The sequence below is a fragment of the Amycolatopsis sp. NPDC114505 genome, from assembly GCF_055633615.1.
On the sequence record NZ_JBVKDV010000006.1, the window covers coordinates 67055 to 88700 of the forward strand.

A 21646-nucleotide genomic window follows, 5' to 3' on the forward strand; every position below is an offset into this window, starting at 1 on the left:
GACGAGAGAGCAGAAGACTGATGGCACAGAACGAGATCGAGCTGGACGGCCTGCTGGCGTTCCCCCTCACCCCGTTCACCGAGAACCTCGAGGTCAACCTCGACGCGCTCGCGGAGAACGTGGAGAGCCACATCGCGGCGGGCGCCGGTGCGCTGTTCGTCGCGTGCGGCACCGGCGAGTTCAGCTCGCTCTCGCCCGCCGAGCACGCCTCGGTGCTCACCCGGTCGCGTGAGGTGGCCGCCGGCCGCGTCCCGGTCTGGGTGGGCGCCGGTGGCGGCGCGGCGTCGGCCCGGGCCGGGGTCGCGGCGGCCCAGGCCGGGGGTGCGGACGGCGTCCTGCTGCTGCCGCCGTACCTCGTCTCCGGGCCGCAGGCGGGTCTGGTCGACTTCGTCCGCTACGCCGTCGGCGACTCTTCGGTGCCGGTGATCGTCTACCACCGCGGCACCGGCGTGTTCGGCGCGCCGGCTGCGGCCTCGCTGCTCGACATTCCCTCGATCGTGGGCCTCAAGGACGGCTACGGCGACGTCGAGGTGATGACCCGGATCGTCACCACGATCCGGTCGCTGGACACCGAGCGGTCGCGGAACTTCCTGTTCTTCAACGGGTTGCCGACCGCGGAGGTCTCCGCCAAGGCGTACGCCTCGATCGGCGTCGCCCGCTACTCCTCGGCCGTGCACTGCTTCGCGCCGGAGATCGCGCACCGCTTCCACCGCGCGCTCGGCGAGGGCGACACCCGCGTCATGGACGCCCTGCTGACCGGCTTCTACCTGCCGCTGGTGGCGTTGCGGGACGAGACGCCCGGCTTCGCCGTCTCCCTGGTCAAGGCCGCCGCCCGGTTGCGCGGCGACAAGGTCGGCCCGGTCCGGCCGCCGCTGGTCGAGCCGACGCCGGAGCAGATCCGCCGGCTGGAGAAGATCGTGGAGGACGGTTTCGGCACGCTGAAGGCGCTGGGCTGATGAAAATCCTCGATGTGGTGCTGACGCCGGTCGCGTTCGCCGACCCGCCGCTGCTCAACGTCATGGGCGTGCACGAGCCGTTCGCGCTGCGCAGCATCGTGCAGGTCAAGTGCGAAGACGGCATCGTCGGGCTCGGCGAGTCCTACGGCGACAACGCGTTCCTCGGCGAGGTGCGCAAGGTAATGCCGCAGCTGCGCGGCCACGACGTCTTCGACCTGCCCGGCCTGCAGCGGCTGGTCGCGCAGGCGCTTTCGGGCACCGTGCTGACCGACGCCCACGGGCTGATCGGCGGATTCTCGATCCGCAAGACCATCGCCAGCGTCTACTCGCTGTTCGAGGTCGCCTGCATGGACGCGCAGGGGCAGTACCTCGGCCGCCCGATCACCGACCTGCTCGGCGGCAAGGCGCGCGACGCCGTCGAGTTCTCCGCGTACCTGTTCTACAAGTACGGCAAGCACGTCGACGGCCGCGAGGACTCCTGGGGCGAGATCACCACGCCCGAGACGCTGGTCGGGTCGGCGAAGCGGATGATCGACGAGTACGGCTTCCGCTCGATCAAGCTCAAGGGCGGGGTCTTCGAGCCCGGCCAGGAGGTCGACGGGATCCGTGCGCTGGCCGAGGCGTTCCCCGGGCACCCGCTGCGGATCGACCCGAACGGCGCGTGGACGGTCGAGACCGGCATCCGGGTGGCGTCCGAGCTCGACGGCGTCCTGGAGTACCTCGAAGACCCGACGCCGGGCATCGAGGGGATGGCGAGGGTCGCTGCCGAAGCGTCGATGCCGCTGGCCACCAACATGTGCGTGGTGAACTTCGGCGACATCGACCCGGGCTTCCGGGCGCGCGCGATCGGCGTCCTGCTCTCGGACCACCACTTCTGGGGCGGCCTGCGCGCGACGCAGTCGCTGTCGACGACCTGCGAGAGCTTCGGCGTCGGCCTGTCGATGCACTCCAACAGCCACCTCGGGATCAGCCTGGCCGCGATGGTGCAGGTCGCCGCGGCGACTCCGCACCTGACCTACGCGTGCGACACGCACTGGCCGTGGAAGGTCGAGGACGTCATCGAGCCGGGCGTGCTGGAGTTCCGCGAAGGCGCCGTGGCGGTGCCTTCGGCGCCGGGCCTCGGCGTGCAACTGGACGAGGACGCGCTGGCCCGCCTGCACGAGAACTACGTCCGATGTGGACTGACCAAACGGGACGACGTGACCTACATGCGCAAGTACGTGCCCGGGTTCGAACCCAACACGGCGAGGTGGTGACCCGGTGAAGGTGACGGGATACGCCTACCCCTGGGACGTCCTGGAGCCCGGGTTCGCCGCGCGCGCCCGGGACCTGGGCGTCGACGAGGTGGCCGTGGCGCTGTCGTACCACAGCGCCCGCGCGGCGACCCCGTGGTCGGCTTCGCACACCGCTGTCGTCGCGCGGCACGCGGCGTTCTACCGGCCCGTGCGGGCGGAAGCCTGGGAAGGCAAACGCTTGCGTCCGTCCACTCCGGACTGGGTAGCTGCTCAGGACAGCGGTCGGGACGCCGTCAAGCTGCTCGGCGACGCCGGGATTCCGGCGGCTGCCTGGATCGTGCTGACGCACAGTTCGCAGCTCGGCTACGAGCACCCGGACGTCGTGGTCCGCAACTGCTTCGGCGAGTCCTACCCGTGGGCGCTGTGCCCGTCGCAGCCCGCGGTGCGCGAGTACGCCGCGACGCTGACCGGCGAGGCCGTCGCCGGGCTGGAGCTGTCGTCGGTGATCCTCGAGGCCTGCGGTCCGCTCGGCGCGGTGCACCAGCACCAGCACGAGAAGACCGACGGAGTCTGGGCGCCCGCGGTGGCCCGGCTGCTGTCGATCTGCTGCTGCGACGCGTGCGCTTCCGCGTGGGACGTCGATGCGGACACTGTCCGGGCGCAGCTCGTCGAGGAGGTCCGGCGGCTGATCGCGTCCGGCGACCTCGGGGTCACGGCCGATGGCTTGCCGCCGTCGCTGACCTCGATGCTGCTGCGAGTCCGGCAGGAAGCGACCGACGCGTTGCGGGCCGCGGTGCTGGCGACGGTGCCCGAGGGCGTCCGAGTCGTGCTGCACGGCGCACTCGACCCGTGGGTGACCGGCGCGCTGCCCGGGCTGACGCCGTCCGCTGCGGACGACGCCGACGCGGTCGTAGTCTTCGGGTGGGCGCCCGCCACCGGCGCCGACGCCGTCGCCGCGATCCGGGAGGCCCTGCCCGAGCGGGTCGCGATCGGCAGCTACATCACCGCGGTCGCCGCCGCGCCGGTGCCGGACATCGCCGCGTACGTGGGCGAGCTGGCCAAGGCGGGCGCCGCGGAGCTGCACCTGTACCACCTCGGACTGGCCGGACCGGGTCGCTGGGGCGACCTCGGCACGGCCACCGCCGCCGCCCATGAGAACTGAGGAGCTGTTCCACCCATGAGCCAGGCCACCGACGCCGCCACGCTCGAGAAGATCCTGACGGCCGCCGCCGAAGCCGCCCGTCCCGCCGCCGCGGCCACCCCGGCCGAGCGCGCCCGCTGGCTGGTCGCGGCCGCCGACGCCCTCGACGCCGCCGCGGACGAGCTCGTCCCGCTCGCCCACGCCGAGACCCACCTGCCCGCCACCCCGCGGCTGGCCGGCGAGCTGAAGCGCACGACGTTCCAGCTCCGCCTGTTCGGCGAGGTGCTCACCGACGGCGAGTACCTCGGCGCCACCGTCGACCACGCCGACCCGGACTGGCCGATGGGCCCGCGGCCGGACATCCGCCGCGTCAAGACCGCGATCGGCCCGGTGCTGGTGTTCGCGGCCAGCAACTTCCCGTTCGCGTTCAGCGTCGCCGGCGGCGACACGGCGTCCGCGCTCGCCGCGGGCTGCCCGGTGATCCTCAAGGCCCACCCCGGCCACCCGGAGCTGTCCGCGCTGACCGGCCGGATCGTGCGCGAGGCACTGATCGGCGCGGGCGCGCCCGACGGCATCTTCGACGTGATCTTCGGCCAGGACGAGGGCGTCACCGCGCTGAAGGACCCGCGGATCGCGGCGGCGTCGTTCACCGGGTCCATCCCCGGCGGGCGGGCGCTGTTCGACATCGCCAACGCGCGGCCGCGGCCGATCCCGTTCTACGGCGAGCTCGGCAGCGTCAACCCGGTCGTCGTCACCGAGGCCGCCATCGCCGCGCGCGGGGAAGCCGTCGCGAAGGGCTACGCCGGTTCGTTCACCCTCGGCGCCGGGCAGTTCTGCACCAAGCCGGGCCTGCTGTTCCTGCCCGAGGACCACAACCTGACCTCGACGTTGAAGGACGCGCTGGACGGTGCCGCGGCCCAGCCGATGCTCAACGACCGCATCGCCGCCGGGTACGCCGACAAGCTGGCGCAGCTGCGAGAGGTGCCGGGCGTCGAGGTGGTGTCTTCGTCGGCTTCTTCCGCGCCCGCGTTCACCCCGACGCTGCTGGCCACCACCGGCAAGCAGTTCCTCGAAGGCGGCGACGCGGTGCACGAAGAGTGCTTCGGGCCGGCGTCGCTGATCGTCACCTACGCCGACCAGGCCGAGCTGCTGAGCCTGCTCGACATCATCGAACCGGGGCTCACCGCCACGATCCACGGCGAAGAGTCCGATGTGGACTGGATCCGGCCGGTGCTGCCGGCGCTGGGCCGCATCGCCGGCCGGCTGCTGTGGAACGACTGGCCCACCGGCGTGACGGTGAGCTGGGCCCAGCAACACGGCGGCCCGTACCCGGCCACGACGGCCCCGACCACGACATCGGTCGGCACCGCCGCGATCGAGCGCTTCCTGCGCCCGATCGCGTGGCAGGGCTTCCCCGACGCCCTGCTGCCCGAACCCCTCCAGGAGGCCAACCCCTGGCAGCTGCCCCGCCGCACCGACGGCTCCCGCTGACCCCGGCGGGGCGCCTCCCGCGGGGGCGCCCCCCGGTTCCACTTTACCGCTTGGCACCGACAGTTTTCGGTGCCGCTGAACCGGAATCCTGAACCGGAGCCCCTGAACCCGCGGGGGCGCCCCCCGTTTCCAGTCTATCGACCGGCACCGACAGTTTTCGGTGCCGACAACTGAATCCGCCGCCGCACAACCGAATCCGTTCCCCATTCCCCGCAAGCCGAGGATGTCTTCCTGGGAGGCATTGCCATGCCCGTGAACCGGAGAAACGCTCTGCGCGGCGGCGCGCTGGCGGCCGCTTCGACCGTGTTGCTCACCCGTCCGGCCTTCGCGTCGGCGGCCAGCGCGCCGGTGGCCGCGGCCACCGGCGCGCCCGCCGCGACCGCGCCGATCGTCGCCGCCTATCGGCAGCTGCAGACCGGCATCAACCGGCCGTCGCCGGAACGCACCGAAGCGCTGGCCAACCTGGGCCGCGTCGCCAAGGCCTACAACGCGAGCCTGTCCGTCGCCGGCGGTGGGGCTCCACTGTGGACGGACCTGCCGCTCGGCCCGGGCAGCGACTACACGACGTCGATGTACGCCCGGCTGCGCGCGATCGCCGTCGACTGGGGCACGCCGGGGGGTGCGCTGGCCGGTGACCCGGTGGTGCTCGACCGGATCAAGGCCGCGCTCGAGCTGATCTACGCGAGCCAGTACAACCCGCAGGTCGGCGAGATCGGCAACTGGTACACCTACGAGATCGGCGTCCCGTACTACGTGCTGCACACGCTTTCGGTGGTCGCCGACCACCTGACCGCCGACGAGCTGGCCCGGTACGTCAGCCCGATCAAGCGGTTCGTCGGCAACCCGAACGTCCGCGCGAACAACACGGCGCTCGTCGAGACCGGCGCCAACCGCGCGGACAAGGGCCTGATCTCGATCGTCGCCGGCGCGCTGATCGGCGACGCGGCGTGGATCAAGACCGGCATCGACGCGCTCACCGACGTCGCCGGCGGCGGCGCGGCGAGCGTCGTCGCCAAGCTGGACCGCGCGGCGGGCGACGGCTTCCACGTCGACGGCTCGTTCATCCAGCACGACACCATCCCGTACCCCGGGCACTACGGCATCGTCCTGCTCACCGCGCTCGCCGGCGCCATCCACGTCACCGCGGGCACCGAGTACGCGCTCCCGCAGCCGCTCAAGGACAAGATCTACGCGCTCGTCGCGGACAGCTTCGCGCCGTTCGTCTACGCGGGCGCGCTGATGGAACCGGTGCGCGGCCGGATGCTCTCACGCCAAGGCGAGACCGGGCACGACATCGGCCACCAGCTGACGGTCGCGACGCTCGTCCTGGCCCGCACGGCGTCCGGCAAGACGAAGACCGACCTCAACGCCCTCGCCGCGAAGTGGCTCAAGGAAGGCACCTACGCGCCGTTCCTGAAGATCCCCGACCCGGAGCGGTTCGCGCCCGGCCCGGACCTGGTGGCGACGCCGGGCATCGAGTTCGCGCAGGACATGCTCGCCTCGGGCGCGCGCCCGGCGCGGGTGGTCGCGACGCACCGGGACTTCGGCCAGCAGGACCGGCTCGTGCACGTCACCGACGACTGGTCGGCGTCCCTCGGTGTCAGCTCGACGCGGATCTCGCGCTACGAGTCCATCAACGGCCAGAACCTCAAGGGCTACTACGTCGGCGACGGCGTGCTCTACACGTTCCTGCCGAACGCCAAGGGCCACTACACCGACGCCTACTGGCCGACGGTCGACCCGCTGCTGCTGCCGGGCACGACCGAGAACGACGGCCCGGCCGACCCCAAGTTCGGCAACGTGCCGGTCGGCCCCAACACCCACACGGGTGGCGTCCGCTGGGACGACAGGCACGGCGCCTTCGCGATGGACTTCAAGTCCTGGGACGGTTCGCTGGTCGCCAAGAAGTCGTGGTTCTTCACCCCGAACGGGGTCGTCTGCCTCGGCGCCGGGATCACCTCCACCTCGGACCACGCGGTGCGGACGACGATCGAGAACCGCAACCTCGGCGAGGGCGGCCGCGGTGCGCTGCTGGTCGACGGCCGGCGCGTCCCCACCGATCTCGGCAAGGCGGTCGCACTGAGGCGGCCGCACTGGGCGCACCTCGAGAACGTCGGCGGGTACGTGCTCCTGGACGACGCGTCGGTGACGGCGTTGCGCGAGGACCGGACCGGTGCGTGGCGCGACATCGACACCGGCGCCAACACCAAGGGCACGACGACGCCGAACACGCGCCGGTACCAGAAGCTGGTGCTGGAGCACGGTGCGAAGCCGGTCGACGCGAGCTATGCGTACGCGGTGCTGCCGGGCGCGTCGGTGGTCGGGACGCTCACCGCGTCCTGGGCGTGGCGGGTGCGGGCCAACACCGCGACGGTCCAGGCCGTCCAGGCCGGGGACACGCTGCTGGCGAACTTCTTCGCGGCCGGTTCGGTCGGGGACGTACGCGTCTCCGGGCCCGCGTCGGTCGCGTTCGGGCGGCGTCAGCTGGCGGTGTCGGATCCGACGCAGACGCAGGACAGCGTCACGGTGACCGTGCACGGCAAGGCCGTGGTGGTCCCGTTGAAGGGCAGCTTCGGCGCGACGAAGGTCGTGCGCCTGTAGTGGTCTTCCCCGCCGGATCGGTGCCCCGACCCGGTTCGGCGGGGTCCCCACCTCGGTTAGGCTGGATTTCATGACCACCGCCGAGCACGTGGACGTCCTGATCGTGGGCGCCGGCCTGTCCGGCGTCGGCGCGGCCTGCCGGCTCCAGGAGCGGCTGCCGGGCAAGACGTACGCCGTGCTCGAGGCGCGGGACACCATCGGCGGCACGTGGGACCTGTTCCGCTATCCGGGCATCCGGTCCGATTCGGACATGTTCACCCTCGGCTACCCGTTCCGGCCGTGGAAGGACCCGAAGGCGATCGCCGACGGCCCGTCGATCCTGGCGTACATCCGCTCGACCGCCGAGGCGTTCGGGGTGACCGCCCGGATCCGTTTCGGCCACCGGGTGGTGCGGGCGTCGTGGTCGTCGTCCGACGCGCTGTGGACGGTCTCGACCGAGCACGGGGCGACGTTCACCTGCGGGTTCCTGTACCTGTGCAGCGGCTACTACTCGTACGAGAACGGGCACGTCGTCGACTTCCCGGGCCGCGCGGAGTTCGCGGGCGAGATCGTGCACCCGCAGCAGTGGCCCGCGTCGCTCGACTACACCGGCAAGCGGGTCGTGGTGATCGGCAGCGGCGCGACGGCGGTGACGCTGGTCCCGGCGATGGCGCCGGCCGCCGCGAGCGTGACGATGCTGCAGCGGTCGCCGTCGTACATCGTGGCGCGGCCGGGGCGCGACGCGCTCGCCGACCGGATCCGCGCGCTGCTGCCGGAGAAGCTCGCGCACCGGGTGGTGCGGGGCAAGAACGTGGTCATGGGGACGCTGTTCTTCCAGCTGATGCGTCGACTGCCCCGCCGGGCGGCCCAGGTGCTGCGGGACGGGGTGGCGGCGCAGCTGCCGGCGTCGATCCCGGTGGACCCGCACTTCGTGCCGTCGTACGACCCATGGGACCAGCGGCTGTGCCTGGTGCCGGACGCGGACCTGTTCCGGGCGCTGCGCTCGGGCAAGGCGGACGTCGTGACGGACGAGATCGCGCGGTTCACCGAGTCCGGCGTCCAGCTGGAGTCGGGGCGCTCACTCGACGCCGACGTCATCGTGACGGCGACGGGCCTGCGCCTGGTGGCGTTCGGCGGGATCGCGCTGACGGTCGACGGGCAGCCGATTTCTCCCGGCGACCAGCGCGCGTACAAGGGCATGATGTTCGGCGGCATCCCGAACCTGGCGTGGTGCGTGGGCTACACGAACAACTCGTGGACGCTGCGGGCCGATCTGACGTCGCAGTACGTGTGCCGGCTGCTGGCGTACCTGGATCGGCGCGGGTACGCGTACTGCGCCCCGGACGCGGCATCGGCTGCTTCGGCGGGCCGGCCGCGGCCGATCGTGGACCTGGCGTCCGGGTACATCAAACGGGCCGCCTCCGGCCTGCCGAAGCAGGGGGAGAGGCGGCCCTGGATGATGCGCCAGAACTACTTGCTGGATCTGGCGGACATGCGGTTCAACCGCGTGGACGACGGGGTGATGCGCTTCGGCCGCGCCGAGGACCGGGCGGCCGCCGCGAGTCAGCCCTGACGAGCCTTGGAACGCGGGTTGTCCTTGTTGATCACGAACACGCGCGTGCCGCGACGAATGACCTGGGCGCCCGGCTGACGAGCCATCGAGCGGATCGAGCTGCGGACCTTCATGGCGAGCCGTCCTTCCTGCGGGAGCTGCTGTCCCACACCCCCTTCAACCGCTCGATGAAGAGTTTCATTCCGCAACTCAGCTGGTCTCCCGCGCCACCCAGGCCTGCAGGTCGTCGCCTCGGATGGCCGCCGCCATCAGCTCCGGGAACTGGTCCGGGGTGCACGCGAACGCCGGGACGCCCAGCTCCGCCAGCGCCGCCGCGTTCTCGTGGTCGTACGATGGCGCGCCCGAATCCGACAGGGCCAGCAGCGTCACCACCTGGACGCCCGCGCCGACCAGCTCGGCGATCCGGTGCAGGAGCTCGTCCTCGTCGCCGCCCTCGTACAGGTCGCTGATCAGCACCAGCAGCGTCTGCTCGGGGCGGCCGACCAGGCCCTGGCAGTACGCGATCGCCCGGTTGATGTCCGTGCCGCCGCCCAGCTGGGTGCCGAACAGCACGTCGACCGGGTCGGCGAGGTGCTCGGTCAGGTCCGCGACCTCCGTGTCGAACGCGACGAACGACGTCCGCAACGCCCGCATCGACGCCAGCACCGCGCCGAACAGCCCCGAGTACACCACCGACTCCGCCATCGAGCCCGACTGGTCCACCGCCAGGATGACGTCGCGCTGCACCGCCTGCTGGCGCCGGCCGAAGCCGATCAGCTGCTCCGGCACGATCGTGCCCAGCTCGGGGGAGTAGTGCTTGAGGTTCCGGTGGATCGTGCGTGCCCAGTCGATGTCGCCCGGCCGCGGCCGGTGCGTGCGCGACGCCTTGTCCAGCGCCCCCTTGATCGCCGCGCGCGTGCGCTCGGCCAGCCGCTCCTCCAGCTCCTCGACCACCTTGCGGACGACCTCGCGCGCGGTCTCCTTGGTCTCCTCCGGCAGCACGCCGTTCAGCGACAGCAGCGTCCCGACCAGGTGCACGTCCGGCTCGACGGCCGAGAGCAGCTCCTTCTCCAGCAGCATCCGGGTCAGGCCCAGGCGGTCGACGGCGTCGCGCTGCATGACCTGCACGACGGTGCTGGGGAAGTAGCGGCGGATGTCGCCCAGCCAGCGCGCGACCCGCGGCGCCGACGCGCCCAGGTTCGCGCTGCGCGGACCGCCCGCCGCCTCTTCGTCCGGCTTGTCGTAGAGGGCGGCCAGCACCGCGTCGACCCCACTGTCCTCATCGGACAGTTCGGCGTCGGCCAGCCCCGACCCGGGACCCGCGCCCTCGGCACCCAGCACCAGCCGCCAGCGCCGCGCCCGCTCGACGTCCACGCTCACACCCCCACCCCCAGCAAAGTCGCCAGGACGGGCAGCACGCCCTCCGCCCGGTCCTCGTCCAGTTCCTCGGCCGTCAGCGCCACGGCCGCCGCGGTGCCGGCGAGCCCGGCCGCACGCTGCCCGATCGCCCGCTTCTCGGGCCCGCTGAACGCGCCGAAAGTGCGGCGCAGCAACGGAAGCACCTCGGTGAAGACGTCGTCGTGGATCGCCGCGAGCCACGCGTCGATCACCCGCAGCAGGCCTTCGTCGTGCACCAGCAGGAGCGCGCCGCCATCGAAGAAGCCCTCGACGTACGCCGCGCCAGCCGACGGCGCGATACCCGGCGTGAGCGCCCGGCCCAGCCGCAGTTCGATGTCGAGGGCGTCGAGCAGCCCGGCGTCGTGCAGGATCCGGGTGAGCCGCCCGGCCAGCAGCGGCGGCAGCGACGGCCGTTCGGCCAGCCGCGCCAGCGCCGCGAGCCACCGCTCCTTCGAGTCGTCGCCGAGCAGCGACGTCGCGTCGTGCACCCCGTCGACGAGCTGGGCCATCCGGGCCGCGGCGTCGTCGTCGATCCCGTGCGTCGCCGGTGGCAGCCCGGCGCAGATCCGGTCGAGCATGCGGTCGGCGACCGCGCGCAGCGCACCGGTGTCGGTGCCGCGCACGTTCCCGTACCGGGTCGCCCGGGCCAGCGCGGGCAGCGCCGACATGAGCCGGGCGACGTCCGCGTCCGCCGCCGCCCGCGCGTCCAGCGCCGCCAGCGCGTCGGGCAACGCCTCCGGCAGGTCGGCGAGCAGGCAGTTCTCGACGGCCGTGGTCACCTCGTCCAGCGGGGGCGTGCCCTCGACCGTGTCGCGGACCGCGGCCGTCGCCGCCGACGGCACGGTGGTGCCGTGCACCGCGGCCGCGACCAGGTCGACCTCGAACGCCGGTTCCCAGCACAGCGCCCAGGTCTCCCGGAACGTGCCCTTGTTCCGCCGCGCCGACGCCTCCCGGCTGCCCCACTCGATGCCGAGGATCCGCAGCCGGTGCAGCAGCTTCGAGCGGTCGAGCCCGCCGGGGGTGCGCAGGTCGAGGTCGAGCTCCTTGACGATCGGGTCCTTCTTGAGCCGCAGGCGTTTCGCCGTCGCGGTCAGGTCCGCGGCCAGCGGCGGCTGCGGCACCCGGTCGGGGACCTCGCCGAGCCGTTCGCCGACCACCAGCCGCCGCGTGACGAGCTCGACCTGCACCTCGTCGCCACCGCAGAGCACCGACCGCGTGGCTTCGGTGACCTCGGCCAGCCCGGCCGACGACCGCCCGCGCAGCGTGGCGAGGGTTTCCGACAGCCGGACCGCTTCGATGACGTGCGCGGTCGAGACGGGCAGGTCCTCCTCCCGCAGCACCGCCGCGACGCCGGTCAGCCAGCGCGCCGTGACGTCCTCGGCCGTGGTGAACAGGTGGTGGTACCAGCCCGGCGACCGCACGCCCGCGCCGTAGCCACTGGCCGTCGCGAGCCTGCCGTGCGTCCACGGCACCCAGGTGCACGCGACCTTCCGCTTCGGCAGTCCTTTGAGGACGGTCTGGTCGTGCGACGCCGGCGGCAGCGGGTCGGCCAGCGCGGGCACGTGCCAGGCCCCGCAGACGACGGCGATGTTCTCGAAGCCGTCCTTGCGGGTGCGACGCAGCACCGAGCGCATGTACGCCTCGCGCCGGGCTTCGTTGCCTTGCGGCGGTTCTTCGTCCTCGCGCACCGCGGTCATCGCGTCCGCGATCACGTCGAACGGGTTCTCGTTGTCCCGCCGCGACTCGACGACGTCGTCCCACCAGCGTTCCGGGTCGTCGTAGCCGCCGGCCGAGGCCAGCAGCGCCAGCGGGTCGACCGGCGGGCCGGCGTGCTCGTCCGGCCCTGCGGCGAACGTGTTCGCGGCCGGGAGGTCGCAGAACCGCACCGGGATCCCGGCTTCGCGCGCGTAGGCGAGCGCCTGCCACTCCGGGCTGAAGACGGCGAACGGCCAGAACGCGGCGCGCGAGACGTCGTCGGTCGCGTACGCCAGCAGCGCGACCGGCGGCGCCATCGCCGGTTCTTCGGTCAGCTCGACCAGGACGTCGGCCTCGGGCGGGCCTTCGATGAGCACGACGTCGGGTCCGAGCTGCGCGAGCCGTGTCGCCACGGCCCGGGCCGACCCCGGGCCGTGGTGGCGGATGCCGAGCAGGTGCGTCGTCACGAAAGTTCCTGGCCCGCCCGGTAGAAGTCGGCCCAGCCGTCGCGCTCGCGGACGACCGTCTCGAGGTACTCGATCCAGATCGCGCGGTCGGCCACCGGGTCCTTGACCACCGCGCCGTGGATGCCGGCCGCGACGTCGTGCGGGCGCAGCACGCCGTCGCCGAAGTGCGTGGCCAGCGCGAGCCCGCCGGTCAGCACACTGATCGCCTCGGCTGTCGAAAGCGTGCCGGACGGCGACTTCACCGCCGTGCGGCCGTCTTCGGTGCGGCCCGAGCGCAGCTCGCGGAACACCGTGACCACCCGGCGGATCTCCGACAGCTCGGCGGCTTCCGTGGGCAGCTGCAGCGAAGTGCCCAGCTCGGCGACCCGCCTGCTGACGATCTCGACCTCCGCGTCGGCGCTGTCCGGCAGCGGCAGCACGACGGTGTTGAACCGCCGCCGCAGCGCGCTCGACAGCTCGTTGACGCCCTTGTCGCGGTTGTTCGCCGTCGCGATCAGGTTGAAGCCCGGCCGCGCCTGGATCTCGGTGCCCAGCTCCGGGATGGGCAGGGTCTTCTCGGACAGGATCGTGATCAGCGAGTCCTGGACGTCGGCCGGGATGCGCGTCAGCTCCTCGAGCCGGGCCAGCTTGCCGTCCCGCATCGCGTGCAGCAGCGGGCTTTCGACCAGTGCGGCGGGGCTCGGGCCCTCGGCGATCAGCCGGGCGTAGTTCCAGCCGTAGCGGATGGACTCCTCCGACGTGCCCGCGGTGCCCTGCACCAGCAGGGTCGAGTCCCCGCTGATCGCGGCGGAGAGGTGCTCCGACACCCACGTCTTCGCCGTGCCGGGCACGCCGAGCAGCAACAGCGCGCGGTCGGTGGCCAGCGTCGCGACGGCGACCTCGATCAGCCGCCGCGGGCCGACGTACTTCGGCGTGATCACGGTGCCGTCGGGCAGGGTGCCGCCGAGCAGGTACTCGACGACGGCCCACGGGGACAGGTTCCAGTTGGGCGGCTTGGCCCGCTCGTCGGCGGCGGCCAGCGCGGCCAGCTCGGCGGCGTGGTCCTGTTCGGCGTGCGGCCGGAGGACGGTGGGGGCGGTCATGCGAGCTCCTCGTACATTTCGCGGCGGAAGTTCAGCGTTTCGGTGAGCGCCCGGCGCCACGGCCCGGCGTCCATGGTCAGGCGGGTGGTGGCCAGCGGGTGCCGCAGGCACGCCGCGGGGACCGCGCGGGCGATCACGACGGCGGCGTGCGAGACCAGGCGGTGGTCGTCCTGGCGGGCGATCCAGTCGAGCAGGGCGATGCCGAGCTCCTTGGTCCACGGCCGGGGCAGCTCGTGCACCAGCCGCGCGAACGACTCGACGGGCAGCCTGCTCACCAGGTGCCCCACGGTGGCGGCCTGGCTCGCCGGGCTCAGCACGCCGAGCAGCGGCGGTGTGGTGCGGCCGCCGGGGTCGGCGCCGATCAGCGCCTGCGCCCAGGTCTCGTCGCGCTGGCGCAGGGCCGCGGTGGCCCAGGAGTCGCGCAGCACGCCGGCCGGACAGCCCTCGACGGTCATCCGGACGACCTCGGCGGGTGGGCCGAACTCGGTCCAGAAGGCCAGCGGAGCGGCGGCGGCGAGGGTGCGCAGCCGGACGGTGCCTTCGCCCCGTTCGCCTTGCGGCACGGAGACTTCGAGCACCCGGCCGGTCCGGCGGACGAGCGGCCGCAGCCGGTCGGCCATGGTCTCGCCGTACCGCGTGCCCGGCAGCCGGCCGAGCAGTTCGGCGGCCCGTTCGCGGACGGCGGCCGCGCGATCGGTGAGGGCGGCTTCGAGGAAGCCTTCGTCCTCGGCGCTCACGTGGCCGGCGAGCACGCCGAGGAAGTCCGACCGGATGTCGGCGGGCTCGCTCTTCCAGGATCCCGCGAGGGCTTCGCGGGCGGCGCCGGGATCGTCGGCCAGCTTGGCCGCGAGCCAGCGGCGGCGCTGGGCGAGGCTGCCGTACTGCCAGACGTCGCCGGACTCCTCGGGTGGCGCGGCGAGGAACGCCCAGTCGGGGTTCCGCTGCCCCAGCCACGCCCCGACCGGCCCGGCGACCGCGACGAGCGGCCCGCGCAGGGCGGCCTTGCTGCGCGCGGCTTCGGCGAGCAGGGGGAGGGTTTCGGGCGGGACGCGGTAGTCCGTGCCGGCGACGACGCCGAGCCACTCCAGGAGGAGGTCGGGATGGCTGGCGGCGAGCAGCCGGGCCAGCCGTTCCCGCGCGAGGGGTGGGACGAAGGGCCGCTCGTCGGGCGCGGCGACGGGCAGGGGCCGGACGTCGTGCAGCGGTTGCCGCCCGGCGCGCCGGTAGGTGGTGAGGACGGCCGCCGCGGACAGGAGTTGCTCGGCGGGGTCGGCGCGGTCCGCGACGAGGTCCCGGACCGCGGGCGGCTGGGTGGCGGGGTCGAGGGTGCGCCGGCGGGTGCCGAGGAGCGCGGTGCCGACGAGGTCTTCCCAGGCTTTCACGGTCGCACCTCCGGTTCGTGGTCCAGGTTCACGGAAAAGCTCACAGCCGCACCGCCCGGTCCTCCTGCCAGCACAGCAACGGCCGCAGCCCCGACCGGCTCCACTCGCCCGCGACCGTCAGCGGCTTGCCCGCGGACATCGCCAGCAACGACCACGGGAACGCGTACGGCACCAGCGGCAGCGCCGTCCCGTCCTTTTCGGACAGACACCACCCGCCGGCGTGTTCGGCCGGGGTCACGCCGGAAAGCAGGACCGGCCACCGTTCCAGCCACGGGTCGGCCGCCATCGCCCGCGCGTACGCCGCCAGCGCGTCCGAGATCGAGCCGCCCTCGGCGGCCGGGGCCGGCAGCGGGATGCCGCGCTCGACCACCAGGGCCCGCACCGGCGCCGCGCCGGGGTAGAACGCAAGCTCCGCGGTCAGGATGTGCCCGGGTGGCAACGACGCGTCCAGCGGACGGCCCGGTGGCGCGAACGACAGCACCAGCGCGTCCCGGCCGGTGAGCCTCCCGCGCAGCCACGTGCGCCGCGTGAGCAGCCGGTCGTTCTCCTCGTCGGCCGCGCCCGTGATCAGCCACTCGTCCGACACGCGCTCGCCCTGCTCCAGGACCCGGGCCGTCTCCACCGAAAAACCGAGCCGCGTGCGGACGGTCTCCGCCAGCGGGGCCGGCAGCGAATCCAGCCGGGTCGCCGCGTCCGCCAGCAGGAACAGCAGCGACAGCTCGCCGAGCAGCGCCTCCGGCCAGTCGCGACGGCCGACGATCCCCGCCGCCCGCCGGAGGCCGCCCGCCAGGCCGCCCGCCTGGGCGTCGACCATCCGCGCGGCCACGGTGCGCAGCTCTTCACCGCCGCTGCGCTCGAAACCGGCGAAGCCCGCGCCGATCCGGTCGGTCAGCCAGACTTTCAGCTCCGCGACGCCGCCTTCGACCCGCGCGGCGCGTTCACCGGCCCGGCGGGCGGCCGCCTCCTCGTCCTTCGGCCCGGCCGCCTCCGCGCGTTTCTCCGCCCGCTGGGCGCGATCGGCGCGTTCGGCGAGCCACGTGTGCACCCACTCGGGTGGCTCGGCCGTGTCGAGCTGCTTCGCGGCCCACAACATCAGCAAGCCGAGCGCGTGCTTGCACGGGAACTTCCGGCTGGGACAGGAACACCGGAACGCGGGCTCGGCGAGCTCGACGCACGTCTGGTACGGCTTCTTGCCGCTGCCCTGGCAGAAGCCCCACACGGCGTCTTCGGACGCACCCGCGCCCGACCACTTCGCCGGCGCGGCCAGCGCCCGGCCCGCCTTCTCCGAAGCGGGATCCGGCGCGAGCCCGGCCACGCGTTCCGCGGTCCACGGCACCGCCGTCACCACCTGTCCCCCCACTGGTTTCCCTTGCCGTCCGGTCGGATTCCCCAGGCTAGTGGCCCGGGGAGGCTTACCCGGTGAAGCATGCCAGCACCCACCGACAATTTCCGGAACCTCGACTATTCCAGTGCTAGAATAGTCCCGTGCTGACCGACGCGGAGCTGACCGTGCTCGGCCTGGTGGTGGAGCGGCCGAGGCACGGCTACGAACTGGACGAGGTGATCGCGGAGCGCGGCATGCGCGACTGGACCGCCCTCGGCTTCAGTTCGATCTATTACGTGCTCGGCAAACTCCGCGACCGGGGCCTGGTCGCCGAGGTTGCGGGGGAGCGGGCGCACGCGAAGGCCCGCCGGACGTTCACGGCCACCGAAGCCGGCCGCCGGGCCTGCGCGACGGCGGCGGAGGCGGCCATCGCCGAGCTGCGTCCCGTGCACCCGCCGGTGCTGGCCGGGCTGGCGAACAGCCCGGCGATCCCGCCCGAACGGCTCAAAGCGGCGTTGGCCGGCCGCGCCGAGGCGGTGCAGGAGCGGCTGGCCGAGGTCCGCCGCGCGGCGGAGGTCGACGCACCGCCGTTCGTCCGGGCGATTTTCGACTACTCGATCAAGCAGCTCGAAGCGGAAGCCGAGTGGCTGGAAGGACTTACCTGATGCCCTACGACGTCAAGAAAGACCTGAAGCAGCTCTACGCGCCCAAGAACACCGACTGGGCCCTGCTCGACGTCCCCGAGCAGCAGTTCCTCGCGATCGACGGCCGCGGCAACCCGAACACCGCGGACAGCTACAAGAAGGCCGTCGAAGCCCTCTACGCCTTCGCCTACACGATCAAGATGACGGCCAAACGCACCGGCGAGGACTTCGTCGTCGGCCCGCTGGAAGGCCTGTGGTGGGCCGAGGACTACGCCGCGTTCACCGTGCGCGCCAAGGACTCCTGGCAGTGGACCATGCTGATCTCGCTGCCGGGAACGATCGGCGAGGACGCCGTCGAGACGGCCCGGGAATCCGTGCGGCGCAAGAAGAAGATCGACCCGCCGGTCCGGCTCGAGAAGCTGCGCGAGGGCCGGTGCGCGCAGGTGCTCCACGTCGGCTCCTACGACGACGAAGGCCCGCTGCTCGCCCGATTGCACGGCGAGTTCCTCGCGCGGGAAGGGCTCAAGGAAACCGGTCTGCACCACGAGGTCTACCTCGGCGACCCGCGGAAGACCGAGCCCGCGAGACTCAGGACCGTGCTGCGTCAGCCGGTGGGCTGATCGAGCTCGGCGAGGCCGCTTTCCCAGCGCTCACGCCGTTGCGCGGACGTCTGCTCCCACCACGGCTCGCCGCGTTCGCCCAAAGCCACCTTCGCCAGCTGCGTGCGCGCGCGATCCTGGACCCGCCGCGCCGCCATCAGGTGTTTCTGCAGGCGGTCGCGGACGTCGTCCGGGATCTCCGGATCGGTGGCCCGCCAACGACGGCCGTTCACGACGATGTGGCGGCCGTCGGGCGTGTGCTCGGGCATCAGTAGTCGCTGCTGACCGGCCAGGTGTCGTCGTGCAGCAGGCGCTTGAGGATCTTGCCCGTCGCGTTGCGGGGCAGGTCCGGCACGAAGTACACGTCGCGCGGGACGGCGAACCGGGCCAGCCGCTGGTGGATGTAGGCCCGGATGTCCTCGGCGTGCAGCGAGGCGCCGCGCCGCGGCACGACGTACGCCGCGAGCCGCTGACCGTACTCCGCGTCCGCCACGCCGACCACCGCCGCGTCGTGCACGCCGGGCAGCGCCACCAGCGCTTCTTCGACCGGGCGGGGGAACACGTTCTCGCCGCCGGACACGATCATCTCGTCGGCGCGGCCGGTGACGAACAGGCGGCCCGCCGCGTCGAGGTAGCCGACGTCGCCGGTGGCCATCAGGTCCGCCGCCCGCGCCGGGTCCTTGCCGTTCGTGTAGCCGTCGAACAGCATGTCGTTGCCGACGAAGATCTGGCCTTCGCCGCCCGGCGGGACGGGCTTGCGCTCCTCGTCGAGGATCGCGACGCGCGTGCCGAGCGGGCAGCGCCCGGCCGTGCCCGGCGCCGCGCGCAGGTCGCCCGGGTCGGCGATGCTCGCCCAGGACACCTCGGTCGAGCCGTAGAAGTTGTAGAGGACGTCGCCGAACGTGTCCATGAACTGCGTGACGAACGTGCCGGACATGGCCGACCCGCTGCTCGCGACGATCCGCAGCGACGACAGGTCGTAGCGCGCCCGCACCCGCTCGGGCAGGTCCATGATCCGCTGCAGCATGATCGGCACGGCGAACACCGCGTCGCACTTCTGCTCCGCGATCGCCCGCAGCGTCTCCTCGGCGTCGAACTTGCGGATCAGCGCGAGCGACGCGCGCAGCGCCATGCCGAGCTGCATCGCGGCCAGGCCCCAGCTGTGGAACAGCGGTGCGGCGACGAGGATCCGGTCGCCGGCGCGCAGCGGGATCCGGTCGAGGATCGCCGCGGCCGTCCCCATGCCCTTGGGCGTGGGACGCCGCGCGCCCTTCGGCGTCCCGGAGGTCCCGGACGTCAGCACGACCACGCGGCCCGGCCGGTCGACCGGCTTCGGCGGGTCGGCGGGCGCGGCGTGGATGAGCTCGTCGACGGTCGGGTAGCCGGTTTCGGCGTCCGGCCACGTGCTGATCCGGGCGAACTCGCCCGGCACGTTCGCGATGGTCTGCGCGAACTCGTCGTCGGCCAGCACGGCGGCCGGCTGGTGCTCGGCGAGGACGTCCTTGACCGAGGCCGCGGAGAGGCCGGTGTTGAGCAGGATCAGGTCGGCGCCGAGCTTGCTGGCGGCGACGAACGACTCGACCATCGCGGAGTGGTTGCGGCACATCAGCGCGATCCGGTCGCGTTCGCCGACGCCGAGCTCGCTCAGCCCGTTCGCGAGCCGGTCGCTGCGCTCCTGGACCTGCTTGAAGGTGCGGAGGCTGCGCTCGTCGTGCAGCGCGGGCTCGTCGGGGACGCGGGCCGCGGCGGCCTGGTAGCCGCCGGCGATGGTGGCGCCCCACTGCGCGAGGGAGCTGAGCTGGCGGGCGATCTTGTCCGGCCGGCCCGCGCTGAGGACCCCGGCGCGCAGCAGGATGCTCGTGGTGCGCAGCTTGGTGGCCTTGTTGCCGTCGCGGTCGCCCTCGGGGTCGGACTGCCCGGCCAGGTGCAGGTCGAGGCGCCGGGCGAGGGTGCGGACGTCCTTCTTCACCGACGACACCAGATCCAGGTGCGACGGCGGCAGCATCATCCGGACGAACAGTTCCGTCTTGCCGCCGGCCAGCGGTCTCAGCTCGAGGGAGACCCACGTGCCCTCGTCCGGGACGCCGCACCACACCACGTGCTCGCCCGGCCGGTACACGACGGCCTGGACCTGTGCCTCCATCATCCGCCCGCGCTCGGGCACGATCCGGATCACGGCCTTGGGTCCCCGGCCGCGCGCGGCGTGCTCCTGCACCTCGCACCCGGCGATCTCGGGCACGAACCGCGAATACCATTCCGGCGATCCGACGATCTGCCACACCACGTCCGGCGTGTGCCCGACCACTGCACTCGCCTCGACCACATCGTCACGCATCTCTGCCCTCACCGCAGGCTTTCGGGGGACCGGTGGCAGAGCCCCCGGCCCGGAGCGAAGCTCCGGTTGTTAAAGCAGTGTCACCGAACACACGTTCAGGTCACGGAGGCGTCACAGTAACAGCAAACGGGTGATCCCGGATACTCCGAACGGCCAGATACCGGAGGGTAACGGACACTCGCAGTGGGTCCTCCTAATGTCCACTGTGGAGTGATTAACGCCGTTCACCGAGGATACCGGCCACGGGGCGTGTCCGCGGCCCTCCGAGGGTGTCTTGACCGACTCAGTCGAGACCGGAGAAAGCCGGAATGAGTCATTCGAGACATTCGACTTCATAGCGGGCAACCAGCTCGGATCCCAGGCGCGCCAGCTCGGCCCGCACGGACTCCGGGCCTTCGACCTCGACGAGCGCGCCCCAGCCCGCCAGCTCCTGCGCGATCATGATCGGCGCGGGTGCCGCGACCCGCGCCCGCACCCGGTCGTCCGGCAGCTCCGCGACCAGTTCGCAGTGCCGGCCGAACCGGTCGCGCAGCACGCCGAAGTGGCGGCGGCCGAGCACCACGTCCGCGGTGAGGAGCGACCGCCGCTTCTCGATCTCCTCGACGACCTCTTCCCAGACCTTCGCCAGCTCGAGGTCGGCCGGGCGGTCCGCGGTCTCTTCGGTGGCGCCCGCCTCGACGATCCGGTCGACCCGGAACGTCCGGCGGCCCTTGTCCGTCCCCGCGACCAGGTACCAGACGTCGTCCTTGTCGACGAGGCCCCAGGGATCCACGAGGCGTTCCGTCTTCTCCCGTCCGGCGTAGGTGAGCCGCACGCGGCGGCGGGCGATGACGGCGTCCCGCAGCAGCGAGACCATCGGCGGTCGTTCCTTCACGCGCTCGCCCCAGCCCGCCTGGTCGACGAGGACGGCGTCGGCGGCCGCCGACGCCTCCGCGCGGAACGTGCCCGGCAGCGCGCCCATCAGCTTCCGCAGGGCCGACTTGACCTCGGGGGCGGCCGCCGCGGCCGGGCCGGCCAGGAGGAACAGGGCCTGCGCCTCGCGCGCGGTCAGGCCGGACAGGTCCGTGCGCGCACCCCCGACGAGCCGCCAGCCACCGCCGCGGCCCGGCTGCGGGTAGACGGGCACCCCCGCCGTCGAGAGCGCTTCGAGGTCACGGCGAGCCGTCGCGACGGAGATTTCGAGCTCGGCCGCGAGTTCGGCGGCCGTGACGCGGCCGCGCGTCTGCATCAGCAGGAGGGTGGCCACGAGGCGGTCGGCGCGCATGGGAGGAGTCTCGCAAACAAAGTGCTCATTCGGTGCGCACTTTCACTCCGCATGATGGCTCCACACCGTTCGGAAGGGAGCAAGACATGCTGCGAGGAATGGCCACCGTCTCCTACTTCGCCGACGACCACGCGGCCGCGCAGGCCTGGTACACCGAGTTCCTGGGGGTCGAGCCGTACTTCCACCGGCCCGGGTACGCCGAGTTCCGGATCGGCGACTTCCAGCACGAGCTCGGCCTGATCGACCGCAAGTACGTCCCGGCGAGCAGGGGCGGGGCGAGCGGCGAGATCGTCTACTGGCACGTCGACGACCTCGAGGCCACCGTCGCGCGCCTGCACGAGCTGGGCGCGAAGGAGCACGAGCCGATCACCGAGCGCGGGCCGGGGTTCGTGACGGCCTCGGTCGTCGACCCGTTCGGCAACGTCCTCGGCGTCATGACGAACGCGCACTACCTGGCGGTGGTCGGCGAGTGTCGGTCGTGACCACAGGATCTTGACGGGT

General features: G+C 72.6%; 18 protein-coding genes. 9 read left to right on the forward strand and 9 right to left on the reverse strand.

The window, feature by feature from the left end:
- The first annotated feature begins 20 nt into the window (after positions 1-20).
- From ACZ7OU_RS46770 to ACZ7OU_RS46795, 6 genes are all read left to right on the forward strand, one after another.
- Positions 21-956 (forward strand): 5-dehydro-4-deoxyglucarate dehydratase, encoded by a 936-nt coding sequence (locus ACZ7OU_RS46770; protein WP_470260218.1) that lies wholly within the window; start codon positions 21-23, stop codon positions 954-956.
- The gene (locus ACZ7OU_RS46775) at positions 956-2212 is read left to right on the forward strand and encodes a glucarate dehydratase family protein (RefSeq protein ID WP_470260219.1); all 1257 of its coding nucleotides are present in this window, start codon (positions 956-958) and stop codon (positions 2210-2212) included. Before ACZ7OU_RS46770 ends, ACZ7OU_RS46775 begins: the two co-directional genes overlap by 1 nt.
- Positions 2213-2216: 4 nt before the next feature.
- The gene (locus ACZ7OU_RS46780; protein WP_470260220.1) at positions 2217-3353 is read left to right on the forward strand and encodes a hypothetical protein; all 1137 of its coding nucleotides are present in this window, start codon (positions 2217-2219) and stop codon (positions 3351-3353) included.
- A 15-nt stretch (positions 3354-3368) separates the two neighbouring features.
- Complete coding sequence (locus ACZ7OU_RS46785; protein ID WP_470260221.1) at positions 3369-4823, forward strand: aldehyde dehydrogenase (NADP(+)); 1455 nt, start codon at positions 3369-3371, stop codon at positions 4821-4823.
- Between the two features lie 246 nt (positions 4824-5069).
- On the forward strand, positions 5070-7424 hold the full coding sequence (locus ACZ7OU_RS46790) for a polysaccharide lyase 8 family protein (RefSeq protein ID WP_470260222.1): 2355 nt from the start codon (positions 5070-5072) through the stop codon (positions 7422-7424).
- 70 nt (positions 7425-7494) lie between these two features.
- Positions 7495-8976, forward strand: coding sequence for a flavin-containing monooxygenase (locus tag ACZ7OU_RS46795; RefSeq protein ID WP_470260223.1), 1482 nt, complete (start codon positions 7495-7497; stop codon positions 8974-8976).
- Here the strand turns inward: ACZ7OU_RS46795 and rpmJ are convergent.
- The 6 genes from rpmJ to ACZ7OU_RS46825 form a co-directional block, all read right to left on the reverse strand.
- A complete protein-coding gene (gene rpmJ, locus ACZ7OU_RS46800) occupies positions 8967-9089 on the reverse strand; it encodes a 50S ribosomal protein L36 (RefSeq protein WP_470243666.1) in 123 nt (40 codons plus the stop codon). The genes ACZ7OU_RS46795 and rpmJ overlap by 10 nt on opposite strands.
- A 76-nt stretch (positions 9090-9165) precedes the next feature.
- Entirely contained in the window at positions 9166-10335 is a 1170-nt protein-coding gene (locus ACZ7OU_RS46805) for a VWA domain-containing protein (protein WP_470243587.1), read from the reverse strand.
- Positions 10332-12515 carry a DUF5682 family protein gene (locus tag ACZ7OU_RS46810; RefSeq protein WP_470260224.1) on the reverse strand — a complete coding sequence of 728 codons (2184 nt, stop codon included), beginning with the start codon at positions 12513-12515 and terminating at the stop codon, positions 10332-10334. Before ACZ7OU_RS46810 ends, ACZ7OU_RS46805 begins: the two co-directional genes overlap by 4 nt.
- A complete protein-coding gene (locus ACZ7OU_RS46815) occupies positions 12512-13597 on the reverse strand; it encodes an ATP-binding protein (RefSeq protein ID WP_470243585.1) in 1086 nt (361 codons plus the stop codon). Before ACZ7OU_RS46815 ends, ACZ7OU_RS46810 begins: the two co-directional genes overlap by 4 nt.
- Positions 13594-14979 carry a DUF5691 domain-containing protein gene (locus ACZ7OU_RS46820; RefSeq protein ID WP_470260225.1) on the reverse strand — a complete coding sequence of 462 codons (1386 nt, stop codon included), beginning with the start codon at positions 14977-14979 and terminating at the stop codon, positions 13594-13596. The genes ACZ7OU_RS46815 and ACZ7OU_RS46820 overlap by 4 nt, the downstream gene beginning before the upstream one ends.
- Before the next feature lie 40 nt (positions 14980-15019).
- Positions 15020-16339: an SWIM zinc finger family protein gene (locus tag ACZ7OU_RS46825; RefSeq protein WP_470260226.1), complete on the reverse strand. Its 1320-nt coding sequence runs from the start codon at positions 16337-16339 to the stop codon at positions 15020-15022.
- A 125-nt stretch (positions 16340-16464) separates the two neighbouring features.
- Here ACZ7OU_RS46825 and ACZ7OU_RS46830 point away from each other — a divergent pair, with 125 nt between their 5' ends.
- Together ACZ7OU_RS46830 and ACZ7OU_RS46835 are read left to right on the forward strand one after the other, a co-directional pair.
- Positions 16465-16968, forward strand: coding sequence for a PadR family transcriptional regulator (locus tag ACZ7OU_RS46830; RefSeq protein WP_470260227.1), 504 nt, complete (start codon positions 16465-16467; stop codon positions 16966-16968).
- Positions 16968-17567 carry a GyrI-like domain-containing protein gene (locus ACZ7OU_RS46835; RefSeq protein ID WP_470260228.1) on the forward strand — a complete coding sequence of 200 codons (600 nt, stop codon included), beginning with the start codon at positions 16968-16970 and terminating at the stop codon, positions 17565-17567. The genes ACZ7OU_RS46830 and ACZ7OU_RS46835 overlap by 1 nt, the downstream gene beginning before the upstream one ends.
- On the opposite strand, the gene ACZ7OU_RS46840 is transcribed toward ACZ7OU_RS46835, so the two are convergent.
- The 3 genes from ACZ7OU_RS46840 to ACZ7OU_RS46850 form a co-directional block, all read right to left on the reverse strand.
- Positions 17552-17815 (reverse strand): hypothetical protein, encoded by a 264-nt coding sequence (locus ACZ7OU_RS46840; RefSeq protein ID WP_470260229.1) that lies wholly within the window; start codon positions 17813-17815, stop codon positions 17552-17554. The two genes, ACZ7OU_RS46835 and ACZ7OU_RS46840, sit on opposite strands and share 16 nt — an antisense overlap.
- A complete protein-coding gene (locus tag ACZ7OU_RS46845; RefSeq protein ID WP_470243579.1) occupies positions 17815-19881 on the reverse strand; it encodes an AMP-binding protein in 2067 nt (688 codons plus the stop codon). Before ACZ7OU_RS46845 ends, ACZ7OU_RS46840 begins: the two co-directional genes overlap by 1 nt.
- Before the next feature lie 313 nt (positions 19882-20194).
- Entirely contained in the window at positions 20195-21145 is a 951-nt protein-coding gene (locus ACZ7OU_RS46850; RefSeq protein ID WP_470260230.1) for a helix-turn-helix transcriptional regulator, read from the reverse strand.
- A gap of 86 nt (positions 21146-21231) precedes the next feature.
- Here ACZ7OU_RS46850 and ACZ7OU_RS46855 point away from each other — a divergent pair, with 86 nt between their 5' ends.
- Positions 21232-21627 carry a VOC family protein gene (locus ACZ7OU_RS46855; RefSeq protein WP_470260231.1) on the forward strand — a complete coding sequence of 132 codons (396 nt, stop codon included), beginning with the start codon at positions 21232-21234 and terminating at the stop codon, positions 21625-21627.
- Positions 21628-21646: the final 19 nt, after the last annotated feature.

Excerpts from the sequence above, each read along its gene's own strand:
- ACZ7OU_RS46775 (WP_470260219.1), top strand. The coding sequence starts at position 956 with ATGAAAATCCTCGATGTGGTGCTGACGCCGGTCGCGTTCGCCGACCCG.
- ACZ7OU_RS46835 (WP_470260228.1), top strand. The coding sequence starts at position 16,968 with ATGCCCTACGACGTCAAGAAAGACCTGAAGCAGCTCTACGCGCCCAAG.
- ACZ7OU_RS46845 (WP_470243579.1), bottom strand. The coding sequence starts at position 19,881 with ATGCGTGACGATGTGGTCGAGGCGAGTGCAGTGGTCGGGCACACGCCG.
- ACZ7OU_RS46840 (WP_470260229.1), bottom strand. The coding sequence starts at position 17,815 with ATGCCCGAGCACACGCCCGACGGCCGCCACATCGTCGTGAACGGCCGT.
- ACZ7OU_RS46785 (WP_470260221.1), top strand. The coding sequence starts at position 3,369 with ATGAGCCAGGCCACCGACGCCGCCACGCTCGAGAAGATCCTGACGGCC.
- ACZ7OU_RS46815 (WP_470243585.1), bottom strand. The coding sequence starts at position 13,597 with ATGACCGCCCCCACCGTCCTCCGGCCGCACGCCGAACAGGACCACGCC.
- ACZ7OU_RS46850 (WP_470260230.1), bottom strand. The coding sequence starts at position 21,145 with ATGCGCGCCGACCGCCTCGTGGCCACCCTCCTGCTGATGCAGACGCGC.
- ACZ7OU_RS46770 (WP_470260218.1), top strand. The coding sequence starts at position 21 with ATGGCACAGAACGAGATCGAGCTGGACGGCCTGCTGGCGTTCCCCCTC.
- ACZ7OU_RS46855 (WP_470260231.1), top strand. The coding sequence starts at position 21,232 with ATGCTGCGAGGAATGGCCACCGTCTCCTACTTCGCCGACGACCACGCG.
- ACZ7OU_RS46795 (WP_470260223.1), top strand. The coding sequence starts at position 7,495 with ATGACCACCGCCGAGCACGTGGACGTCCTGATCGTGGGCGCCGGCCTG.
- rpmJ (WP_470243666.1), bottom strand. The coding sequence starts at position 9,089 with ATGAAGGTCCGCAGCTCGATCCGCTCGATGGCTCGTCAGCCGGGCGCC.
- ACZ7OU_RS46790 (WP_470260222.1), top strand. The coding sequence starts at position 5,070 with ATGCCCGTGAACCGGAGAAACGCTCTGCGCGGCGGCGCGCTGGCGGCC.